This is a genomic window from Chloroflexus sp. MS-G (assembly GCF_000735195.1).
Taxonomy (GTDB): Bacteria; Chloroflexota; Chloroflexia; order Chloroflexales; family Chloroflexaceae; genus Chloroflexus.
The window spans coordinates 22,159-44,816 of sequence record NZ_JPIM01000019.1; the positions used below are offsets into that span (position 1 = coordinate 22,159).

Consider the following 22,658-nt stretch of genomic DNA (forward strand, 5'->3'; position numbering starts at 1 on the left):
AGGTGTGGTCATGACGACATCATTGCTCAATCGGTTGTTAGGAACTTTCAGTCAGCGCTCGCAATCGCGGGTTGAGCCGCTGACCCCGCCAGTGCAGGCCTATGTGAAGAGCACAGCACCTGCTGCAACACCGATCAGCAGCCAGGAACTGCGCGATTATCCACCGGTGGAACGGTGGAATGATTGGACAGAATACGACCCAAAGGAATGGCCACGAAAAGTTGCTCGTCGTTACACGTTGGTGCCAACCGTCTGTTTCAACTGCGAGAGCGCTTGTGGTCTGCTGGCGTATGTTGATGTCGAGACGCTCAAGATCAAGAAATTCGAGGGTAATCCGCTGCATCCGGGCAGTCGTGGTCGCAACTGTGCCAAAGGCCCGGCAACCCTCAATCAGGTCTACGACCCTGACCGTATCTTGTACCCGCTAAAGCGCGCCGGGAAGCGCGGTGAAGGAAAATGGGTGCGTGTTTCCTGGGATGAAGCGCTTAACGAGATTGCCGGTCGGATCCGCAAGGCGATTATCGAACAGCGACAGACAGAGATTATTTATCACGTGGGCCGCCCCGGTCACGATGGCTTTATGGAATGGGTATTACCGGCTTGGGGCGTCGATGCGCACAATTCCCATACCAATGTCTGTTCGTCTGGTGCCCGTTGTGGGCAGGCTATGTGGATGGGCCTTGATCGACCATCGCCTGATCATGCCAATGCTCGTGTCATTCTGCTGATCAGTTCTCATCTCGAAACCGGCCATTATTTTAACCCACACGCACAGCGGATTATGGAAGGTAAAATGGCTGGCGCCAAGTTAATTGTGCTCGATACCCGTCTCTCCAACACGGCCTCACTCGCCGACGAATGGCTCTCACCGTGGCCGGGCAGCGAGACGGCTATCCTCCTGGCGATTGCCAATCACCTGATCCGCACCGGTCAGTACAATCGCGATTTTGTCCGCCGTTGGGTGAACTGGGCTGATTATCTCCGCGCTGAGCACCCCGACCTACCGGTCAGTTTCGAGCATTTTGAAATGAAGTTGCAAGAGCTTTACGCTCAGTATACCTTTGAATTCGCCGCCCAAGAGAGTGGGGTCAGCGCCGAGCAAATTGAACGGGTGGCGAAGATCATTGCCCGCTGTGAAGGGAAACTGGCGACCCATAGCTGGCGCAGCGCTACGAGCGCCAACCTGGGTGGCTGGATGGTTGCCCGTTGTCTGTGGTTCCTTAATGTCCTGACCGGTTCAATCGGCGTTGAAGGTGGTACCTCAGCTAACGTTTGGGATAAATGGATTCCTCGCCACCCCAACATGGCGCCACACCCCAAAGTCTGGAACGAGCTAACATGGCCGCAAGAGTATCCGCTCAACTTCTACGAGATGAGCATCTTACTGCCACACTTCCTCAAAGAAGGACGGGGCAAGGTCGATACTTACTTCACCCGCGTCTACAACCCTATTTGGACCAACCCCGACGGCATGAGCTGGCTGGAGGTGCTGACCGATGAGAGCAAAATCGGTTTGCACGTCCATCTCTCGCCGACGTGGAGTGAGACGGGTTGGTTTGCCGACTATATTTTGCCGATGGGAGTGGGCGCCGAGCGACACGATATGATGAGCCAGGAAACTCACGCCGGTTGCTGGATTGCCTTCCGTCAACCGGTACTCCGTGAGGCTATGCGTCGGTTGGGGAAGCCGGTGAAAGATACCCGTGACGCGAATCCTGGTGAAGTCTGGGAAGAAGTTGAGTTTTGGATCGAGTTGTCATGGCGGATTGACCCCGATGGAAAGCTGGGCATTCGTAAAACCTTCGAGAGTCCGTACCGCCCCGGCCAGAAGATTACGGTTGATGAACTCTACGGCTGGATGTTCGAGAACCACGTTCCCGGTCTGCCGGAGGCAGCCGCGAAAGAGGGCCTGACTCCACTTGAGTATATGCGCCGCTACGGTGCGTTTGAGATTCGGAAAGGAGTGCAACCTACGTTCGATAAGCCGCTCAGCTCCGCTGAGCTGGCCGATGCGACCATCGATCCAGATACCGGGATTGTCTACACCAAAGCCCCGGCACCGCCATCGTCGAACATCACACCACTACCATATTTCGAGCCTGATCCCGAACGGGGCCGACCGATTGGTATCAAGCTAGAGGATGGTTCCATTGTGGCTGGTTTCCCAACACCCTCGCGTCGACTTGAGTTCTATTCAACCACGCTGCGCGATTGGGGATGGCCGGAATATGCGATCCCGACTTACATCCATAGCCACGTCCATCCGAGTAAGATTGATCGCAGCAAGAACGAGGCTGTGCTTCTCTCGACATTCCGCCTGCCCACCCTGATCCACACGCGCAGCGGTAACGCGAAATGGCTGTACGAAATCAGCCACAAAAATCCGGTTTGGATTCATACCAGTGATGCCGAACGGCTTGGTTTACGCACCGGCGATCTGGTGAAGGTCATTACCGAGATCGGTTACTTCGTGGATCGGGTTTGGGTAACGGAAGGCATTCGTCCCGGTGTGATCGCCTGTTCACACCATCTGGGGCGGTGGCGATTACAGGAAGACGGTGGTGGTCGGCTGTCTACTGCGCTGGTTGAACTCAAGCAAGAGGGGCAAGGGGAATGGCGTATGCGCCAGATTCATGGTATCCGCCCCTACGAGAGTGATGACCCCGATACCGCTCGCATCTGGTGGGAAGATGCCGGTGTCCATCAAAACCTGACCTTTGCCGTCCATCCTGATCCAATCAGTGGTATGCACTGCTGGCATCAGAAGGTACGGCTTGAGCCGGCCGGCCCGAATGATCGCTACGGTGATATTTATGTCGATACCAAACGAGCGCACGAAGTCTACCGCGAATGGCTGGCAATGACCCGCCCGGCTTCAAAGGTATCGCCCAACGGCATGCGGCGTCCGCATTGGCTCCTGCGCCCCTTCCGCCCGGCTCGCGAAGCGTATTTCTTACCCGGGAAGGGAAAGAAGTCGTGAACGACCATACGACACTGGTAGCACGTCAGGCCATGGCCGATATGATTGGCCGTCTCCTGCTTGCGCCGCCTTCGCCTGCTCTATGGGAGGAGGCGGCCATACTGGTCGATCTGGCTGCGGTGACCGATAACCGGCCAGAAGCGCTGGCAATTGCTTACGAATACGTTTTCGGGCGTAACGTCTATCCCTACGAGTCGCTCTACTGCGACGAAGAGCTTATGCTCAACACGGCGACCGCCGAGCAGGTTGCCGCTACGTACAATACCTGTGGGTTCTTGCCAACGCAAAACGTGGGTGCGCCCGATCATCTCGGCCTGGAGTTCATCTTTCTGGCGCGGCTGATCGCCACCGAAGCAACCGCACTCTCCGCCGAGAACCTTGATCGGTACTACTGGGCACGGCAACAGATGGCTGCTTTTCTTGCCGACCATCTTGCGGTCTGGGTGCCGATCTGGGCGCGGGCCGTGCAACGTATTCCGGCCCATCCGTTCTACCAGACTCTGGCAAGTCTCACGGTTGAATTCATCGGGAGCGAACTGGAGAGGCTCTCTCCGCCGATGCCTGTGTCCCCGACATACATCCCGCTCCAGTCAGCAACAGCTCCGGCGGAAGTCGATGAACTCGGTGCTCTGGTTCGCCACCTGATCACACCGGTGCGAGCAGGAATCTTCCTCAGCCGCGCCGATTGTACAATGCTTGCCCGTCAGTTGGGCTTTTCGGTTCCTATCGCTGATCGCTTTACGATGGTGCGAACCCTCTTCGAGACAGCGGGGCAGTTTGAGCAGGTGATCGATCTAGTTACTACACTTGAAAATGTTATGTCAAATGAAATACAGGAACTGCACCGTCTGATCACTACTCAATCGGTCTGGCAACCGCTCCTGCAACCGTGGGCGCAACGGCTTACGCAGAGCATCCACATTGTTCGCACCGGTTTGGGGTAAACCCAGACGCAGGACATATGCCAATGCTGGCAAACCGTACCGGCTAGCATCGTACCAACCGCCGGATGCACCAATCTCATCACATGCACTACCTTCCGTGCACCGACAATTGAATTTGGTGTAGTGGGAACAGGCTTTTTATATCAAGACGATGCTGGGAAAGAGGAGAGTGCAGCACGTTCGCCGGTGGACAATCACTGGCTGGCTATTCACTGCTTCTTGACGGGAGACGACGGGGTTAGTAGTGAGTGAATCTATCCCCCTCTCCTCATTTCTCTTTCTGCTCGGTAAGCTAGAGGCAGCGCATCCAAATGATTACGTGAATGCGGGAACTATCGGTAGCGCCTCACCGATCATGCATCATCCAGCGACGCTGCAACTCGATCAGCACACCCTGTTCTTCCAAACGGGCGAGAGCACGATTGATCTCGTGCTCAAGCTGAAACGCTGCTGCTGGCATCGCCAACACATACGGCTCATAACTCAGGGCCGTGGCAATACGGAGATCGCCAGCGGCTACGGCACCTAATGCGGAAACATGATCGAGAATCACCGCATCGATCACGCTGGATCGTAGCGCATCAACCAGAGGACCGACTTCATCGGCGGTGTAACGAACCACCGACGCCGTCGAAGCAAACCGGCGAACCAGGGCATCGCCCTCACTCCCCAACACAACACCGATTGCGCGATCACGAAGATCGTCGAGACCGGTAATCGTACTCTCGGCAGGAGTTACTAACATCAACCCACCATCGAAATATGGACGCGAAAATCGGGCGCGGTACCCCTGTTCCGGCGCATATGGCAATGCTGAGGCGATCAGGTCGGCCTGGCGACTGGTCAATTGATCGTACAGCGCATCGAATCCACTTCGCACGAACATCACCTCTACCCCCAACTCGCTTGCCAGCGCCTGCACCAGGTCGATGTCGAAGCCAACCAGCTTATCGTTACGCTCTTCGACAAATGGCCGATACCCGACATCAACGGCGACCCGCAAGATACCCTGCTCGCGTATGCTGGCGTAAACCGGATCAATAGCCGCTGTGCCGCTCTGTACACTCAATGCCAACCAACCGTAAGCCAGCAAAATGACCACTGCCAGAGCATCGATCCATCGTCGCCAGCGCACCACTCGCATTTCCTTAGAGCTTTCTCATTTTTTTGCCTTGACCGAATATCTTTCCGTCGGTATACTTCATTATACAGTAGCTATAAAAGTCCCCTTATACTCGTTGGTGCTGTCCTGATTTAGTTTAGTTATCCTGAAAAACGGGAGTCGTGCATGGCAATCGAGCCTTACCGCCCAACCCCTGACCAAAATCCTGCCAACCGCGAGCAAGAGCTGGAAAAGAAGATCGCCAAACTCTTCGAGCGCTGGAATTGGAAACTTTTCCGGTTCTTGCGAGCAATGCTGTTTTTGGCCATCGGTGTCTGGCTGGCAGTGAATCTGTTACCGGGAATATTCAATGTCATCATCACCGGTGAAATCGGTAACATTATTCTACAAATCATCCCGGTAGCCGTCTATCTATTCTTCTTCATTGGCTTTCAATTCTGGCTCATGTACTTTTTCATGGCCCGCACCCGCATTTACTGGGTAAAACCCGGTGAGACTGGAGTGAGTTTTAAGGATTATCGTGGTAATCCAGAAGTCCTGGAAGCTGCCCGCCGGGTGGTAACCCTGCTCAAGGGGGCCAAAGAGTTTAAACAGATGGGTGGCGAAGTTACCCGTGGCATTCTGCTAGTTGGCCCGCCCGGTACCGGGAAAAGCTACCTGGCACAGGCTATTTCTACTGAAGCTGGCGTGCCGTTTGGTTATCTCAGCGCCCCATCGCTGCTCTCGGCATGGATGGGTATGGGCAACATTAAGGTGATGAACCTGTACCGCAAGGCTCGTCGTTTGGCGCGTGAGTACGGTGCGTGCATCCTCTTCATTGATGAAATTGACGCTATCGGGATGGCTCGTAGCCCAAATCTCATGGGCGCAGGGGCAGCCGGCGCCGGAATGAACAACCGCGAGAACGTGGTGATGGGGGTCGGCGGTATGATGGGTGGCGGCAGCAGCCTGCTCAACGAGTTGTTGCTCCAGATGGATCCACCACCACAGGAGCAAACCTGGTGGGGGAAACTCCTCCGTATTGTTGGCCTGCGTCGTGGAAAGGCAGAGATGCCCCCCGTGCTGACGATGGCGGCTACCAATCTAGCTGAGACTCTTGATGCTGCGCTCCTCCGCCCTGGTCGTTTCGACCGCAAGATAGCAGTAGAGCCACCCGATGCTGATGGTCGCCGTGAGGTGATCGAATATTACCTGAGTAAAGTCAAGCACGAACCAATGCCGATTGATCGCATGGTTGCCGATACAATAGGCTATACACCCGTGGCGATCAAATACGTCATCAACGAAGCGACAATCCACGCGCACTTCGATGGCCGGTCGGCGATCAACTATTGGGATTTCACTCAGGCTCGCGAGGTTCACGAGTGGGGCTTGAAGCAACCGATCCGTAGTATGTCGTATGAAGAGCGGCGTCGTATCGCTTACCACGAGGCAGGTCATGCTTATGCAGCCGTGAAACTGCTCAAGAAAGAGCGGCTGACCAAAGTGACCATCGTGCGGCACGGGAATGCACTCGGTTTCGCAGCCTGGAAACCTGAAGAGGAGATTCATACCCGCACCCGCGAAGAGCTGCTTGATCGGATCAAGATTGCGCTGGCCAGCCGAGCAGCCGAGGAACTCTTCCTTGGCACGCAAATGAGCGGCGTTACCAGCGATCTCCAGAGTGCTACCGGTATCGCTGCCATGATGGTCGGCGCCTACGGTATGGATAACAGCTTCTTCTCATATCTCCTGTTTGGAATGCAGGGACTGTCGGCACCCGATGTCAAACCGCGCGTCGAAGCAATTCTGCAAGAGCAGTACCGGATCGTGAAGCAAATGCTCGAGCAGAACCGCATGGCCGTGATCGCTATCGCTGAAGCGTTGATCCTGCGCAATGAGCTGACCGACATTGATGTGAAAGAGATACTGGCACGTGTTGAAGCAGAGCATCCGTATCTGCCGCCAAACGAGAAGCCTGAACGACCAGCCTTCGGTTTCGCTGCTGCGCTGAACCGCTCGCAAACCACGCTGGTTCGCCGTCGCCGTGAGACGGTTGCGCTGCCAACACCAAATCGACCGAAGCCGGAGATCACGATTATTGATGCCCAACGTCGAGATGATCCGGCAGGTGAACAGTCGTCGGCACCTGACTCGGGCAACTGAGAGCCTATCCGTGATACCCTGACGTAGAAGAAGACGGGCGCAGCGGCGCTGCGCCCGTCCATCTATCAGATTTTATCTGCCGTACCGTGAGACGATTATTTGGATAGGCTCTTAGAGCGCGTCTGAAAAAATGTTGAGTTATGTACAACACTGAGACTTGACTTCAGCAAGCCAATCATTCCGTCAATCCTTGGTCAGCAAGGGAATATTCAGAGACACGCTCAGGGAATTGAAGCAGAGCCTGATGCCGCACCGCTGCATCTCCGGCCCCGTCTCCCATATCGATACCCCGTCCTAATGCCTGAAATCGCTCTCCCCCCTTTTTAACCCATTGTCTGGGGATCGTCCTGATCCTGCATACGTGCCTCATCGCCGTTGTTGCCAATCTCTAAGGTTGGTAGGATATGATGTTCGTCTGTTCTGTTCGTTCAGATCATCACGTATCCATCAAAACCCTCAACCAGATACATTTCAGACACTCTCTTGGTGTCACCGCCGTACACCTCTACTCTTCCTCGCAACCGTTGAGACGGGTTCCCACCTACCTGCATACTGTTGGCGCATACTCATGCCCATCTTCGCCGCCGTTGAAGTGGGTTCCTCATTCCATCCACATACCGTCGCTAACCACCCCTCTCAGTCTCCAAAACTTATCTACCCCTGGCCTGGCGGCGTTGAAAGAGGCGCTTCCCCCTGGTTGAACGATGTTGGGAGGAGTCACCTCATCCCTAGTGGAAGTTGCGTCACATCGATGTCAAGCTATCGAGTATAATCCGTAGTATATTTGACATGACAGCAACAAAGACGAGGAACAACAACGTATGACCGAGACCACAATAACAACTCAGGAACTCCTACGCCAACGTTACGGAAACGATATTCCGCCATCAATTATCAGCAGTCCGGTTATCGACCTGTTACTGAGCCACCGCTCGGTACGTTCATACAGCAACGAGCCGCTCCCAGAAGGGACGCTTGAAACCATGATTGCCGCTGCGCAGTCGGCTGCTACTTCTTCAAACTTGCAAACCTGGAGTGTGGTAGCAGTCACCGATCCCGACCGGAAACATCGGTTGGCGACCCTGGCGGGCGATCAAAACCAGATTCGACGTGCCCCTCTCTTTCTTGTCTGGTTAGCCGATTTAGCCCGCATTGCTCAGGCGGCAGCAGACCGTCACATGCCGCACGAAGGTCTTGACTACCTCGAAATGTGGTTAGTTGGGGTCATCGATGCAGCACTCGCCGCCCAAAATGCCGTCGTTGCCGCTGAATCGCTCGGTCTTGGCACTGTCTACATCGGTGCTATTCGCAATCACCCACTCGAAGTAGCCGCCGAGTTACAGCTTCCTCCACTGGTGATGCCTGTGTTCGGGATGTGCGTTGGCCGCCCCAACCCCGCTCGACCGGCGGCCATCAAGCCGCGCCTTCCGCAGGATGCCGTTCTTCACCGTGAAGTATACCGACCTGAACAGATTCCACCAGCAGTAGAGCGTTACAATGAGACAATGAAAGCATTCTACGCCGCTCAACAGATGAACGTTGAAGGCGATTGGGTCGATCACTCGGCTCGCCGTGTAGCCGGACCACATACGTTATCGGGTCGCGATGTGCTGCGCGAGGTCCTTCACCGCCTTGGTTTTCGGTTGAAATAAGACAACATTTCGCACGATCATTTCGCTCTCCCGCCTGGTAGTGAAGAACCTGGCGGGAGATATGTTATACTTTAACATGTAGTTTTATGCAGCTTTATGTAGATTACGATGATGGACGACAAGGAAGCACCAACCTATCTCTCGTTATCGGCAGCCAGTCGGTTACTCGGCGTCCACGCCTCGACGCTCCGGCGCTGGGCGGATGAAGGTGCGGTACCGGTGTACATTACGCCGGGCGGTCATCGTCGTTTTGCGCGTGCCGACATTTTAGCGCTGGCATCACGCCGACCATTGCCGACCCAGTCGATCAGTAGCGTTCTCGCCAGCAAAGCGCTGGCGCAAACACGCACTGAACTAGCGCATTCGCCCTCAGTGCCGGCATGGATGGCAACGATGAGTGAACAGGAACGGCTGGCATGGCGGCGAGTCGGTCAGCAACTGATGGGAATTATTTTGCGGTACGTAAGTACCCATGACGAGCAAAGTCCACTCTTGGAAGAAGCACGCGCAGTCGGCCAGAGCTATGCTCGTCTGGCACGTAACGCTGGTCTCTCGTTGAGCGATGCCATCGCCGCCGCGCTGTTTTTCCGCGACTCGCTGGTTGAAGCGACGATGGACCTTCCCGAAGAAGCGCATGTACGACCGTCAGAGAGTGCTCGCCTGCTGCGCCGAATCAGTCGGGTTGCCAACGAGGTACAACTGGCAGTCGTTAATGGATACGAAACGGAGGAGTAAGCTGTGAAGACCGACACCGATCAACGTCTGAACGTACCTCGCACGCTCAAGTTGGGCACCTTTCACATCGGTTCATCATTTATCGATCTGTTGACCTCAGGAGTGCTCAATCGCGTACTGATCACGGATCTGGCTCTCCCTGCAACACCGGTCGCGCTCCTTTCGGCCTTGCGGTATCTATTGGCGCCGCTGAGTATATGGGCGGGTTACCGTTCTGATCTCCGTCCCCCCGGTACGTTACGTCGCTTGCCCTTCATCTGGGGAGGACGCTTGCCAATGCTCCTTTCGCTCCCGCTGCTGCCAATTGTGACCGCGTTATTGGCTACCGATCCCGCATCGGTGGCAGGTTGGACGTTAGCGCTATTCGCCTTTCTCATCTATGGCGTCGGTACCCTTATTTCTGGCAGTACGTACCTCAGTCTGGTACGTGATAGCGCACCACCAGCCCGCCGTGGGCAAGCCCTGGCTATTGTGCAGGTCTTCCTGGTGATCAGTTTTCCGGTAGCCGGTGTGGTCTATGGTCTGCTGATGCCGGTCTACGACCAGGAGAGCTTCTGGCGCCTGGTGTTGATTGGCATGGCGATTGCCTTTGGCTTTATTGCCTTTGCTCTCTGGGGTGCTGAAAAACCGGCTAGCGTACCTGCCGGTGTTGATCCAACTCCACCTGAGCCATTCCTGCCCCTCTTACGCCAGATGTGGTCTGATGTGCGAGCACGCCGCTTTTTCCTCTTTCTGGCTCTGGGCGCCGTCAGTGCCTTTGCCCAGGATGCAGTCCTCGAACCGTTTGGCGGTGATGTGTTTGGGCTGGATAACGGCCAGACCACGCGCTTCAATGCCTATTGGGGCATTGGTGTCGTGATCAGTCTGTTGGCAACTGTCTATTTCACCCGCCATCGCGCTGCACACGAGCAGACCGGAGTAGCCAAGATTGGATTGGCACTGACTGCTCTGCCGCTCTTTCTCCTAAGCGTTCTGGCAGTCACAGAATGGCAGGTGCTTCTAATCCCGGTACTGGTGATGTTTGGCCTGGGCTTTGGTATTTACACCGTAGGAGCGGTTTCGCTCTTAGCCGCAATGACCACCGAACGCCATGCGGCAGCCTACCTCGGCCTCTGGTCGATGACCCAACTCCTTTTCCGCGGTCTGGGGATTTTTGCCGGTGGTGCGGTACGCGATGTTGCACTCGGCATCAGCGGGTCGTATGCCATTGCCTACGCCAGTGTGTTTCTGCTAGAGGCGATTGGCCTGATCGCCTGTATCGCGATCTTGCAACAGGTTGATGTCCCTGGCTTTGCCCGTGGTGAAGCAAAACCACTCGGTGCCACTGTTACATTAGCGGCTGCAGATGGTTGACGCCACAGCCTGATGCGGGTATAAAGAACGACAACCTATCGCGCTGCTCGTCCTCACTCAGCGTTGAGTGAGGACGAGACGGCGAACCGCCATTATTTTATTTTGCGCCGGAACCTTATGCAAGTACTCAAACACTGGTCAATCGTATTCGTTCTCCTGATCGTCGGTTGTGGCAGTGCTGCACCACCAGTACCAACCCGTTCAGCGGTAGAAATCCGTCAGACCCAACTCGCCCTCCAGGGTCTACCGACAGTGCCGCCAGCACCCGATGAATTACGCCGACCAACGGTAACACCTTCACCACCTATTGATCTGATCGAGATCCTCAATCTGACCGCTGATGATCCGCGGGCGTTGGGTGATCCGAACGCTCCGGTGTTAATGATCGAATTCACCGACTACGAATGCCCGTTCTGTGCCCGCTTTGTCAGTGAAACCCGGCCACGCCTGATCCGTGAATTCGTCGAGACCGGCCTGGTCAGGCTGGTGGTGCGCGACTTTCCGCTGACATCGATCCACCCTTCGGCAGTACTGGCGGCCAGTGTTGCCCACTGCGCGGCGGCGCAGAACCAGTTCTGGCCGATGTACGAGCTGCTCTTCCAGAGCCACGGTGTCGAATGGGGTGGCGTCCCGCGTCGTGACCGGGCAGCTTTGATCGAGCTGGCCGGTAACCTGGGGATCGCTACCGATCAATTGACTGCCTGCCTCGACGATCCAACGACTGAAGCGACGATTAGCGCCGAGATCGAGGCAGCAACGCGGCTGGGCATCAATTCGACCCCTAACTTCATTATCAATGGTCAAATCGTGCGGGGCGCTTTGCCGTTTGAGAACTTTGCCGGCCTGATCCGGCAACTGCTTAGACAGTAGGGGCTGCGAATAGGGTTTCTCAACAGGTTTTTCCTGGCTGGCAGTAGTCCGTGTTACCGCCATTTGCCTGTCCATCCCATCGATACGTTCAATGGTGGACATTCGGGTGGACAGATCGTACCGACGGTGGCAATCCGATCTCCCATTATCGGCGCCGTACCCCATCAGTGACAATGGCAGTGACATCGGCGTGACCCCATTACAGCAGTTCGGAAGAGAGCGAACTTAGTGGTGAGCCGTAATCGAGTGAAGCCGTTCTGAATCTTGGTTCTATCACAATGCTTCTGAATCGGCTCTATCGGAGATATTAGTATTTAATCACGCTCTGACAACCACTAACCACTCTGTGGTATCATACACAGTGCTGAGAACCTGTTTTCCTGCTCGCGGAATGTTCTTGTAATAAAGGAGTGTAGACAGCTATGCCACGGCTAAGTGATGCTGAAATTGCCGAACAGTTGGCGCAGCGCCCTGATTGGAGTCTTGAGAACAACGAGATTGTTCGTACTTTCCGCCTGGCGAACTTCCCCGCCGCGATTGCCTTCGTGACCCACGTTGCATTTCTGGCCGAAGCAGCCGGTCATCATCCCGATATTGATATTCGTTATAATCGAGTGCGGTTGGCGCTGACCACGCACGATGCGGGTGGATTGACCGAAAAAGACTTTGCGTTGGCGGCTGCGATTGATGAGATCATGGGCTAATGCCACTCGTAAACACGACAACCGGTGATCTGTTTGTGATGCGGCGTGGTTCGTCCGGGCTGCCGCTCATCTTTATTCACGGCGCCGGTGGCAGTAGTCGGCATTGGGGACGATTGCTTACCCTATTGCCGTCGACCATCCAGATGATCGCGGTTGATTTACCCGGCCATGGACGATCACCGGCGAGCGAGTCCATTTCGATTGCCGACTATGCTCTGCACGTGATTTCGCTGCACCAGGCTCTCGGCTTACCACCAGCACTTGTCGTCGGTCATTCAATGGGTGGCGCCATCGCATTGCAGATCGCGTTGACCGCGCCGCACATAGTGGCCGGGCTGGGATTGGTGAGCACCGCAGCCCGTTTACGTGTCGCTCCGGCGCTACTCACCGGGCTGGCCGGTGATCTCGCGGCGCGCCGTGAAGCGATCACAACGCTGGTCAACTGGTTATTCAGCCCAACAGCAAGCCCCGACCTGATCACCGATGCCCTGGCCGAATATACCGCGCTCGATCCGGAACTCTTACTGGCCGATCTCCGCGCCTGTGACGGTTTTGATCTCCGTTCACGACTGGCCGAAATTCGTTGTCCGGCACTGGTGATCACCGGAACTGATGATCGACTGACGCCGCCAAAACTCGGCGCCGAGCTGGCGGCTGGGCTTGGTGTTCCCCACCATCTCCTGACCGATGTTGGTCATATGCCGATGTTGGAAGCACCTGACCGCCTGTCCGATCAGCTTTTACACCTGCTGCTTGCCTGCAATAAGTAGCTCACGTAGAATGGAAAGAGCGGTCAAAAGAAGGACAATTTTATATCTACCGAGGAGGCGATCATGGAATTCCAGCTTACCGAAGATCAACTGATGCTGCGCGACATGGTGCGTCAGTTTGTCGAAAAAGAGGCCAAACCAACCGTCGCCGAGCGAGACGAACACGCTCGCTGGCCGACCGAGCTGGTACGTAAGATGGGTGAACTCGGTCTGATGGGAGTTGCTGTCAGCGAGGAGTATGGCGGCGCTGGGATGGATTATGTCTCGTATGCGATCGTGATCGAGGAATTATCACGGGTCGATCCCTCGCTGGGCGTGATCGCCTCGGTGAATAACTCGCTAGTCTGCTACGGGATCGAGAAGTTCGGCACTGAAGAGCAAAAGCGTGAGTTGTTGACACCTCTTGCCAGTGGTCGGATGCTTGGTGCGTTCTCGCTCAGCGAGCCAGGCGCTGGGTCGGATGCTGCCGCTCAACGCACCACTGCCGTGCGTGATGGCGATTACTATATCATCAACGGTGTGAAAAATTGGGTCACCAACGGCGATCACGCCGATACCATCATTCTGATGGCAATGACCGATCCGAGCAAAGGGACCAAAGGAATCACCGCCTTCCTGGTTGACACCCACGCTCCCGGCTGTCGTGTCGTCAAGGTTGAAAACAAACTGGGCATTCGCAGCGCTCATAGCTGCCAGATGGCGTATGACAATTACCGTCTACCGGCGTGGCGCCGTCTTGGTGAAGAGGGTCAGGGCTTCAAAATCGCGATGACCATCCTCAACGCCGGACGAATCGGGATTGCCGCACAAGCGGTCGGGATTGCGCAGGGAGCCTTCGAGGCGGCTCTGGAATACAGCAAGGTGCGTGAACAATTCGGCAAACCGATTCACGAATTCCAAGCAGTTGGCTTTACGCTCGCCGATATGGCAACCCGCATTAAGGCTGCGCGGCTGCTCACCTACGAAGCTGCCTGGCGTAAAGATCAGGGCCTTGACTTTATCAAAGATGCTTCAATGGCGAAACTCTTTGCCTCAGAGACAGCAATGTGGGTCGCCACAAAGGCCGTGCAACTCCACGGATCGAATGGCTATTCAAAGGAATATCCGGTAGAACGCTTCTTCCGTGATGCCAAGATTACGGAGATTTATGAGGGAACGAGTGAGATTCAGCGCCTGGTGATCAGCCGTGAACTGGTGCGCTGATCAAACAGACGGCGGCGCTGCGTCGCTCTTATAGAAGCTATGCGTCTGATTTTTGTGCGACACGGCGAGACACCGTGGAATCGAACACTGCAATATCAGGGCCAGGCGCCAATCCCGCTCAATGAGCACGGCCGTGAACAGGCACGTCGGGTAGGACAGCGCCTGGCTCGCAGTGGGGCGGTGGCACTCTACAGTAGCGATCTGCCTCGCGCATGGGAAACTGCCGAGATTATTGGTGAGTATGTTCATCTCCACCCGATTGCAATGCCCGATCTGCGCGAGATTGATGTCGGGTTGTGGCAAGGGCTAACGCCAACAGAGCTGTATCAGCGGTTTCCCGAGCATATGCGCGAGTACGACCGTGACCCAGCGCATACCGTTCGCCTCGGCGGTGAAAGTTATGCCCAACTCCAGGCAAGAGTTCTGCGGGCTTTCACGCAGATCGAGGCGGCCCACCGGACAGGTGAAACGATTATCGTGGTCTCGCACGGTGGCTCAATTCGGGCGTTATTCTGTCATATTATCGGTCTTGATCTGGTAAACTTCGGTAAATTATGGCTCGACAATGGTTCGTTGAGCGAAATCGTCCGCGGGCGAAGTGGCTGGCGGCTATTACGGATGAACGATGTCGCCCACCTTGAAGACCTGGTGGTAGAAGGCGGCGAGTAGACGTATGAGCGGACGAACGACTGCTGTTGAACATGATTTGCTGTCGGCAAACATTCGGGCGCTGGGTGATATTCTTGGTCGGGTAATTACCGGACAGCACGGCGAAACAACGCTGAACCTTGTTGAACAGGTGCGCCGTATGGCGAAGGAATTGCGTAACGCTCCTACGCAAACTGATCCCAATGCCCTGCCGCGCCTGATCGCTGACCTCAGCCTCTCGCAGTTACAAAGTCTGGTTAAGGCATTTACCCTCTATTTCGGTTTGGTCAATCTGGCCGAAGGGGTTGAACGTTTACGGGCACTGCGTGCTCGCGATGTGCGCCATGCCCCTGCGCCGCGTGCTGAGAGCATCGCCGACGCTATCCATCTGCTAAAGCAACATGGAGTACCGGCAGCAGCAATCCAGGAATGGCTGGATCACGCACTGATCATGCCGGTACTCACCGCACACCCTACCGAATCGCGACGGCGAACGATTTTGATCAAGCTGCGCCGCATCTTCGATAGGCTGATCGATCTGACATTCGGGGAGCGGCTGGTTTTACCGGCTGACCGTCAGGCCGCTATCACGGCCATCGAACGCGAAATCGTTGGTCTCTGGCAGAGTGATGATGTTCGGAACCGGCGACCCTCAGTGCTCGATGAGGTCGAGAACGGTCTGTTTTATTTTCAGACGGTGCTCTGGGACCTGTTGCCACTCCTTTACCGTGAGACTGCCGAGGCGCTTACTGCCGCGTACCCCGACCATCAGTGGCATCTGCCGCCTTTCCTCCGCTTCGGAAGCTGGATGGGTGGTGACCGCGATGGCAATCCCTTTGTGACGCCAGAAGTCACGGTCGAGACGGTGCGTCTGATGCGGAGCGCAATGCTGCATTACCTGATTGGATGCCTTGATCGCCTGATTACCGATCTCAGTCAGTCGGTACAGCAGGTGAAGGTTGATACTGCGATCATCGACCGGATTGCCGAGTACCGTGAACTGATGCCTGACGCGGCGGCAACGCTCAACCCACATTACCGCTGCGAACCGTACCGTCAGTTATGTCACTTCATTCAAGCCCGCTTGCAGAAAACACTGCACTACACCTTACACCATACCCCTCGTTGGGGTGCCGATCCGCAGCCCCCGCGTATGCGCGACATTTACTACCATAGTCGTGAACTGTTAGCCGATCTCGATCTGATCGATGCCAGTCTGCGCAACAATGGCGGCGCCTTAATTGCCGATGGCCTGCTCCGCGATGTCCGCACAAACGTAGCCGCCTTTCGTCTGCACACCGCCACCCTCGACGTGCGCCAGCACGCGAGTCGGCATACCACTGCGCTGAGTGAAATCCTGGCTGCTGCCGGTGTCGTGAGTAACTATGAAGCTCTCGATGAGTCTGAACGAGTGGCAGTACTGAGTGTCGAAATTCGGCGACCCCGCCCGCTCACCCCTAGCCGCCTCAGCCACCTTAGCCCGGCAACGGCAGAGACGGTGGAAACATTTCGCGTTATGTCGGCGATCAGCGAACAGCTCGATCCCGAGATTTTTCAGACCTACATCATCTCAACCACCAGCCAAGTCAGTGATCTGCTGGCCGTCTTGCTCTTCTGCCGTGATGCCGGCCTGTATCAGCCCGGCCAATACAGTCAGTTGAATATCGTGCCACTGTTCGAGACCGGTGACGACTTACAACGGGCACCACTCTTGCTCGACGAATTACTGCAATTGCCGGTGTACCGTGAACATCTGGCACTCCGCGATAATCTGCAAGAGGTGATGCTCGGCTATTCTGACAGCAACAAAGAGGGTGGCTTTGTCGCTGCGAACTGGGCACTCTACCGGGCGCAGGTTGCCTTGACAGCCGTCACCGACCGGCACGGTGTCCGTTTACGACTATTCCACGGTCGGGGTGGTGCCGTTGGGCGCGGTGGTGGCCCGGCTGGGCAGGCGATTCTGGCCCAACCGCCGGGTACGCTTCACGGTCAGATTAAAGTGACCGATCAGGGTGAGATGATTTCAGATCGCTATCTCGATCCGCGGACTGCTCATCGCCATCTCGAACAGGTGGTGAATGCCGTGCTCCGCGCCGGTTTCCCCGGCATGGCTCGCCACCCCGAACCAGAGTGGGTTGCCGCAATGGAGCGTATGGCCGAAACGGCGCGGACTGTCTATCGAAGTCTAGTCTACGAAGACCCTGATTTTCTGATCTATTTTCGCAACGCAACTCCGGTTGCTGAATTCAACCGCTTACGGATCGGATCACGTCCGGTCTCGCGGCGTAAGAGTGACCGGATCGAAGACTTGCGCGCCATTCCGTGGGTGTTTAGCTGGATGCAAAGCCGACACACGTTGCCCGGCTGGTTTGGGCTGGGGAGTGCGCTGGAAGAGTTTGCCGAAGCCGATCCCAATCATCTACATCTGCTGCGCACGATGTACCGCCACTGGCCGTTTTTTACCACGCTGCTCGACAACGCGCAGATGATTATGTTAAAAGCCGACATGAACATCGCTCGCGCCTACGCTGGTTTGGTACCGGATCAACAGCTTGCCGCACGCATCTTCCAGCAAATTGAGAACGAATTCCGGCGCACTGAACGGATGATTTGCCAGATCACCGAACAGAACGATCTCTTAGCACATCAACCTGTTCTGCAACGTGCGATTCGGCAGCGCAATCCGTACATTGATCCACTAAGTTTCATTCAGATCGAGTTGCTGAAACGTTTACGGGCTGCGCCACCCGAAGAACAGGTTGAACTGGAAACAGTGCTTCTGATGTCGATTAACGGCATCGCAGCCGGCTTGAAAAATACAGGCTGATGCAAACCAAACGACTCGATACATCACCCGCAGCAATTGCACTGGCCGCTACGCTCATCCGTCGCGGTGAATTGGTCGCCTTCCCGACCGAAACCGTCTATGGACTGGGAGGTCACGCGCTTGACGAGCAAGCGGTGCAGGCGATCTTCACCGCTAAGGGCCGTCCGGCCAGCGATCCGCTGATCGTTCATTTGGCCGATCGTCGTGATCTGCCGCACGTTGCTGCCAGCATCCCGCCACTGGCGGCGCAACTGGCGGCTACCTTCTGGCCCGGCCCGCTCACGCTCATTGTCCCGCGGCATCCACAGGTTCCGCTCGCGGTCACTGCCGGGCGCGAGACAGTAGCAGTGCGTGTACCTGCCCATCCGGTCGCGCAAGCACTCTTGCAGGCCGCCGAGGTACCGGTCGCCGCGCCGAGTGCGAACCGCTTTGGTCACACCAGTCCAACCACCGCCGATCACGTTCTAGCCGACCTCAATGGACGGATCGCTGCCGTGATCGATGGCGGCCCGACCCCAATCGGGATCGAATCGACGGTTCTTGACTGTACCACCAGCCCACCTACGCTGTTGCGTCCTGGCGGAGTGAGCCTTGAAACATTAACAGCATTGATTGGCCCGATCGAGGTTCATCGTTCGTTCAAGACTGATACCGAGGAGACGCAGGGTCTGGTCTCACCTGGACTGCTTGAGCGTCACTACGCTCCCGATCACGAACTGTGGCTCTTTAGTGGCCGACCAGAGGTCGCACGAGCGCACCTGCGAGCCGAGGCTGAACAAGCACTTGCCAGCGGCATGCGCATCGGATTACTCTTGCCCGAGGAAGACCTGGCGCTCATGCGTGATCTACCGGCAGAGGTCGAATCGCTCGGCCCAACCGCCGATCCAGAGGCAATGGCGCGACGGCTCTACGCCGCCTTGCGCGCACTCGACGAGCGCAAACCCGATCGCATGTTTGCCCGTGATTTCGACGATACCGGCCTGGGTCGCGCCCTCCGCGACCGACTGCGTCGGGCAGCGACGCGGGTCATCGTGATTGACGGAGCCGGACTCTAGCTTGACTTCTAGTACGCGATAGTGTATAACGGTGCTCATGGAAAACACCATGTGCACAGGGAAAGCCGCAACACTCCTTGGTGTCTCGGTCAAGACGTTGCAGCGTTGGGAATGCGAAGGAAGGCTGATGGACAGCAACCGCCGTCTCTCCCCTGAGACGCAGATCCGTGCGGTCATCGGTTTGCGGCAGGCGAACCATGCGCCACCCACGCCGGTCGCCTCCTGTCGGGTATCGAGTGTGGCACAGAAGCCGGACCTGGCGAATCAGCGCAACGTGCTGGAAGAGGTCGTGGTGGCGAAGGGATTGGCGGGGGTTGAGTGTATCGAGGAAGTGGGCGGCGGGTTGAACTTCAAGCGCAAGCGGTTTCTGGCCCGTATGGACGAGATCGGGCGACGGGACGTCACGATGCTGATCCTCGCGCACCGGGACCGCCTCACCCGTTTCGGCGTTGAGTGGTTCGAACGTGACGCCAAAACCCATGGTTGCGCAGTGCTGGTGCTCACCCAGGAACGGCTGTCTCCCGAACCGGAAATGGGGCAAGACGTGATGACCATCGTGCACGGTTGTTCGTCTCGGCGATACGGTTTGAGAAACTATCGAAAAAAGTTGGACGAAGCGCTAAAACAGGATGCGAGTCATGAGTAATGCCAAGAAGGCCAAACGATGCAACTAACCCACAAGATCGCCCTTTGTCCGACTCCTGAGCAAATCGACTACTTCAAGCGTGCCTGCGGCACGGCCCGGCGCGTCTGGAACTGGGCGCTCAATGAATGGAACAAACAATACGCAGCAGGCGGCAAGCCGAACGCAATGGCGCTCAAAAAGCAGTTCAACGCCATCAAATACACCGACCCACAGTGGCTCGACGAGAAGGGACGGCCTTGGTTGCGAGACATTCACCGGGACGCACACGCACAGCCGTTTGCCCATCTCGCCAAAGCCTGGGAAAGATTCTTCACTGATCTCAAGGCTGGCAAAGAGGCGCACGCGCCGCGCTTCAAGAAAAAGGGGCGTTGCCGCGACAGCTTTTATGTTGCCAACGACAAGTTCCGTCTGGACGGCAAGACGATCCGTCTGCCCAAGATCGGCGACGTCGCCATGACCGAGGAACTGCGATTCAAAGGAAAGATACTGGGCGCGACGGTCTCGCGCACGGCGGATCGTTGGTTTGTGGCAATACAGGTCGAAGTGCCCGATGCGCAATGCTATCGGCGTCGCACCTCCCATGAGGTCAATGGCATCGACTTGGGCGTTAAGGCTGCCGCAACGATCTCCAGCGGCGAAGTCATCGAAGCGCCAAAGCCGCTCAACGCAGCGCTGCGTCGCCTCAAGATTCGCGGTCGGCGTCTCAGCCGCAAGCTGGAAGCCGCCAAAGAGATGGCGGGGTTTGGACGCCATGCCTGCCTGCCCAAAGGAACGCGCCTGCCGGTCTCGAACAACCGGCAGAAGTCCGCTGCGACATTGGCAAGGCTCTATGCCCGCCTTGCCAATCTCCGAGCGGACTTTACTCATAAGCTCACGACCCGACTCTGCCGCGAAAACCAAGCGTTAGTGATCGAGGATGTAAACGTCAAGGGGATGCTCGCGAACGAGAGACTCGCCCGCGCCATCGCTGACGTTGGCTTTGGTGTGTTCCGCTCGCAGGTGGAATACAAGGCGAAACGCTACGGTACTCATCTCATCATCGCCGATCGTTGGTATCCAAGTAGCCGACTCTGTTTCAAGTGTGGCTGGAAGAACGAGGCGCTGACGTTGAGCGATCGAGAATGGGTGTGTGCGCAATGTGGCGAGCGCCATGACCGAGACCTCAATGCGGCGCGGAACCTGAAACGGCTGGCAACCGAAACTGCCCTACCCGTGGCGAGTCCGACCAGTAATGGCGGCGCTGCAGCGGGGACCGTCCCCGCCGCAGCCGGGAAAGTCACGCCTGTCAGAGACGACGGTGGTCATCAAGACACGTCGGGGCAGGAAGAGAAGTGTGCGCACTTTTGCGCACTTTCTTGATAGCAGAAGAAAGAACAGCATAAAATACGAAATCATGTTCTTCATTTGTGTTGGATTGAAAGACTTATGAACGAAAGCACGAAGCTCATTTTAGGTGATTGTCGAGAGGTATTGAAAGAGATACCAGACAATTCAGTTGATCTTATCTTTACCTCACCACCTTACGCTGATCGCCGTAAAAACACATACGGGGGGATTCATCCTGATGCATATGTGGAATGGTTCCTCCCGATCGGTCAAGAACTCTTCCGAGTCCTCAAACCTGATGGGACGTTCATGCTCAACATCAAGGAAAAAGCGGAAAATGGTGAACGCCACACGTATGTTATTGAGTTGATTCTTGCGCTGCGCAAACAGGGATGGTTGTGGACGGAGGAGTTCATTTGGCACAAAAAGAACTGCTACCCTGGAAAATGGCCGAATCGGTTTCGTGACGCCTGGGAACGGTTGCTTCAGTTCAACAAAACGAGACGCTTCAAGATGTTTCAAGAAGCGGTTATGATACCAATGGGGCAATGGGCCGATAAACGACTCAAGAATCTCAGTCAAACCGATCAGGTTCGTGATAATTCAAGAGTAGGAAGCGGCTTCGGAAAGCGAGTAGCAAACTGGCTGGATCGGCAGATGGTCTATCCAACGAATGTGCTCCATTTAGCAACCGAAACGAAAAACCGTCGCCACAGCGCTGTCTTTCCAGAGGCGCTCCCTGAGTGGTTTATCAAACTCTTCACTCAGGAAGGTGATATGATCCTCGATCCGTTTATGGGTTCTGGGACAACCATTAAAGTTGCCCGTCGGATGAACCGTCGTGCGATCGGCATCGAGATTCTTCCTGAGAATTTTGCATTGGCGGAAGAGGAAATTGCCCGAGAAGCGCCAAGACTTTTATGAATGATGCAAACCTGATCGAAAAAGTAAGGCAGTATGTATATGCACACATCGGAACGTTTCACGAGTCCAGATTAAACAGCTTGCGCAATCTAGAGCTAAAGCAGTTATTGAAACGTAAAAATCCGTATCTGTTCCGAGCAAAAATATTCTCGTTGCTTCTGATCCGATTCGATCACTTCTCGAGGCTCATCTCTCTTCACAAGAAGAAACTATGTTTGGTGAGTTTCTTGAAGGTCTAGCGATTTACATTTGCCAGGAAACGTTTGAAGGGCGGAAATCTATTCGCCCAAGCATTGACCTAGAGTTTCAAAAAGGAAAGGAATATTATCTGGTATCTATCAAGTCAGGGCCAAATTGGGGAAATGCCGATCAAATCCGCAAAATGCGCGAAAATTTTCAGGACGCAATTATAGACATCAAGAAGTTAAATCCTGAACTTCAAGTCTTTGCAGTCAATGGTTGTTGTTATGGCCAAGATAATGGAGATAAAGGAGGCTATGAGAAGCTCTGTGGTCAAGCATTCTGGTCATTTATCTCAGGCGGTGTTGACGAACTATACACACAAATTATCGAACCACTAGGATTCGAGGCAAAGGAGCGAAATGAAGCGTTTCAACGAGCCTACGCCGCGATTATAAACGCATTTACGCAAGAATTTATCGCGGCATTCTGTGAAAATGGTGATATAAATTGGGAGAATTTGATCAGATTTAACTCGGCTCGTTTGTTAGTCAGATAATGTAGACCGCGATA

At 55.6% G+C, this 22,658-nt stretch carries 17 protein-coding genes and 1 pseudogene; 17 read left to right on the forward strand and 1 reads right to left on the reverse strand.

Annotation, left to right across the window (positions count from 1 at the left end; genetic code table 11):
- Window positions 1-10: 10 nt before the first annotated feature.
- On the forward strand, window positions 11-2,980 hold the full coding sequence (locus tag JE47_RS0105320; RefSeq protein WP_031458757.1) for a molybdopterin-dependent oxidoreductase: 2,970 nt from the start codon (window positions 11-13) through the stop codon (window positions 2,978-2,980).
- Window positions 2,977-3,924, forward strand: a complete 948-nt coding sequence (locus JE47_RS0105325; protein WP_031458758.1) for a TorD/DmsD family molecular chaperone — start codon at window positions 2,977-2,979, stop codon at window positions 3,922-3,924. The genes JE47_RS0105320 and JE47_RS0105325 overlap by 4 nt, the downstream gene beginning before the upstream one ends.
- A 346-nt stretch (window positions 3,925-4,270) precedes the next feature.
- On the opposite strand, the gene JE47_RS0105330 is transcribed toward JE47_RS0105325, so the two are convergent.
- Window positions 4,271-5,059: an ABC transporter substrate-binding protein gene (locus JE47_RS0105330; protein ID WP_442856916.1), complete on the reverse strand. Its 789-nt coding sequence runs from the start codon at window positions 5,057-5,059 to the stop codon at window positions 4,271-4,273.
- A gap of 153 nt (window positions 5,060-5,212) precedes the next feature.
- Here JE47_RS0105330 and JE47_RS0105335 point away from each other — a divergent pair, with 153 nt between their 5' ends.
- The 15 genes and pseudogenes from JE47_RS0105335 to JE47_RS20360 all read left to right on the forward strand — a co-directional run bounded on the left by JE47_RS0105335 (window position 5,213) and on the right by JE47_RS20360 (window position 22,644).
- Entirely contained in the window at window positions 5,213-7,192 is a 1,980-nt protein-coding gene (locus JE47_RS0105335) for an AAA family ATPase (RefSeq protein ID WP_031458760.1), read from the forward strand.
- An 821-nt stretch (window positions 7,193-8,013) separates the two neighbouring features.
- Entirely contained in the window at window positions 8,014-8,844 is an 831-nt protein-coding gene (locus tag JE47_RS0105340; protein ID WP_031458761.1) for an NADPH-dependent oxidoreductase, read from the forward strand.
- 108 nt (window positions 8,845-8,952) lie between these two features.
- Window positions 8,953-9,579, forward strand: a complete 627-nt coding sequence (locus JE47_RS0105345; protein WP_236631141.1) for a MerR family transcriptional regulator — start codon at window positions 8,953-8,955, stop codon at window positions 9,577-9,579.
- Between the two features lie 3 nt (window positions 9,580-9,582).
- Entirely contained in the window at window positions 9,583-10,932 is a 1,350-nt protein-coding gene (locus JE47_RS0105350; RefSeq protein WP_031458763.1) for a BCD family MFS transporter, read from the forward strand.
- Window positions 10,933-11,049: 117 nt separating this feature from the next.
- Window positions 11,050-11,802, forward strand: a complete 753-nt coding sequence (locus tag JE47_RS0105355; RefSeq protein ID WP_035419047.1) for a DsbA family protein — start codon at window positions 11,050-11,052, stop codon at window positions 11,800-11,802.
- A 422-nt stretch (window positions 11,803-12,224) separates the two neighbouring features.
- On the forward strand, window positions 12,225-12,506 hold the full coding sequence (locus JE47_RS0105360; protein ID WP_031458765.1) for a 4a-hydroxytetrahydrobiopterin dehydratase: 282 nt from the start codon (window positions 12,225-12,227) through the stop codon (window positions 12,504-12,506).
- On the forward strand, window positions 12,506-13,276 hold the full coding sequence (locus JE47_RS0105365) for an alpha/beta fold hydrolase (protein WP_031458766.1): 771 nt from the start codon (window positions 12,506-12,508) through the stop codon (window positions 13,274-13,276). The genes JE47_RS0105360 and JE47_RS0105365 overlap by 1 nt, the downstream gene beginning before the upstream one ends.
- A 63-nt stretch (window positions 13,277-13,339) precedes the next feature.
- Window positions 13,340-14,479: an acyl-CoA dehydrogenase gene (locus tag JE47_RS0105370; RefSeq protein WP_031458767.1), complete on the forward strand. Its 1,140-nt coding sequence runs from the start codon at window positions 13,340-13,342 to the stop codon at window positions 14,477-14,479.
- A 39-nt stretch (window positions 14,480-14,518) separates the two neighbouring features.
- Window positions 14,519-15,148, forward strand: coding sequence for a histidine phosphatase family protein (locus JE47_RS0105375; protein WP_031458768.1), 630 nt, complete (start codon window positions 14,519-14,521; stop codon window positions 15,146-15,148).
- Window positions 15,149-15,152: 4 nt separating this feature from the next.
- Window positions 15,153-17,954: a phosphoenolpyruvate carboxylase gene (ppc, locus tag JE47_RS0105380; protein WP_031458769.1), complete on the forward strand. Its 2,802-nt coding sequence runs from the start codon at window positions 15,153-15,155 to the stop codon at window positions 17,952-17,954.
- Window positions 17,954-19,009, forward strand: a complete 1,056-nt coding sequence (locus JE47_RS0105385) for an L-threonylcarbamoyladenylate synthase (protein WP_031458770.1) — start codon at window positions 17,954-17,956, stop codon at window positions 19,007-19,009. The genes ppc and JE47_RS0105385 overlap by 1 nt, the downstream gene beginning before the upstream one ends.
- Before the next feature lie 37 nt (window positions 19,010-19,046).
- Window positions 19,047-19,655, forward strand: coding sequence for an IS607 family transposase (locus JE47_RS0105390; RefSeq protein ID WP_031458771.1), 609 nt, complete (start codon window positions 19,047-19,049; stop codon window positions 19,653-19,655).
- Between the two features lie 18 nt (window positions 19,656-19,673).
- Window positions 19,674-21,014 (forward strand): RNA-guided endonuclease InsQ/TnpB family protein, encoded by a 1,341-nt coding sequence (locus JE47_RS0105395; RefSeq protein WP_031458772.1) that lies wholly within the window; start codon window positions 19,674-19,676, stop codon window positions 21,012-21,014.
- A gap of 66 nt (window positions 21,015-21,080) precedes the next feature.
- A complete protein-coding gene (locus JE47_RS0105400) occupies window positions 21,081-21,905 on the forward strand; it encodes a DNA-methyltransferase (protein ID WP_031458773.1) in 825 nt (274 codons plus the stop codon).
- Window positions 21,902-22,644: pseudogene (locus JE47_RS20360) on the forward strand (PmeII family type II restriction endonuclease). The gene JE47_RS0105400 and the pseudogene JE47_RS20360 overlap by 4 nt, the downstream one beginning before the upstream one ends.
- Window positions 22,645-22,658 lie beyond the last annotated feature (14 nt).

Bases quoted from the DNA above. Each gene is read 5' to 3' on its own strand.
- JE47_RS0105320 (WP_031458757.1), top strand. From the start codon at position 11: ATGACGACATCATTGCTCAATCGGTTGTTAGGAACTTTCAGTCAGCGC.
- JE47_RS0105335 (WP_031458760.1), top strand. From the start codon at position 5,213: ATGGCAATCGAGCCTTACCGCCCAACCCCTGACCAAAATCCTGCCAAC.
- JE47_RS0105340 (WP_031458761.1), top strand. From the start codon at position 8,014: ATGACCGAGACCACAATAACAACTCAGGAACTCCTACGCCAACGTTAC.
- JE47_RS0105345 (WP_236631141.1), top strand. From the start codon at position 8,953: ATGATGGACGACAAGGAAGCACCAACCTATCTCTCGTTATCGGCAGCC.
- JE47_RS0105355 (WP_035419047.1), top strand. From the start codon at position 11,050: ATGCAAGTACTCAAACACTGGTCAATCGTATTCGTTCTCCTGATCGTC.
- JE47_RS0105360 (WP_031458765.1), top strand. From the start codon at position 12,225: ATGCCACGGCTAAGTGATGCTGAAATTGCCGAACAGTTGGCGCAGCGC.
- JE47_RS0105365 (WP_031458766.1), top strand. From the start codon at position 12,506: ATGCCACTCGTAAACACGACAACCGGTGATCTGTTTGTGATGCGGCGT.
- JE47_RS0105370 (WP_031458767.1), top strand. From the start codon at position 13,340: ATGGAATTCCAGCTTACCGAAGATCAACTGATGCTGCGCGACATGGTG.
- JE47_RS0105375 (WP_031458768.1), top strand. From the start codon at position 14,519: ATGCGTCTGATTTTTGTGCGACACGGCGAGACACCGTGGAATCGAACA.
- ppc (WP_031458769.1), top strand. From the start codon at position 15,153: ATGAGCGGACGAACGACTGCTGTTGAACATGATTTGCTGTCGGCAAAC.
- JE47_RS0105385 (WP_031458770.1), top strand. From the start codon at position 17,954: ATGCAAACCAAACGACTCGATACATCACCCGCAGCAATTGCACTGGCC.
- JE47_RS0105390 (WP_031458771.1), top strand. From the start codon at position 19,047: ATGGAAAACACCATGTGCACAGGGAAAGCCGCAACACTCCTTGGTGTC.
- JE47_RS0105395 (WP_031458772.1), top strand. From the start codon at position 19,674: ATGCAACTAACCCACAAGATCGCCCTTTGTCCGACTCCTGAGCAAATC.
- JE47_RS0105400 (WP_031458773.1), top strand. From the start codon at position 21,081: ATGAACGAAAGCACGAAGCTCATTTTAGGTGATTGTCGAGAGGTATTG.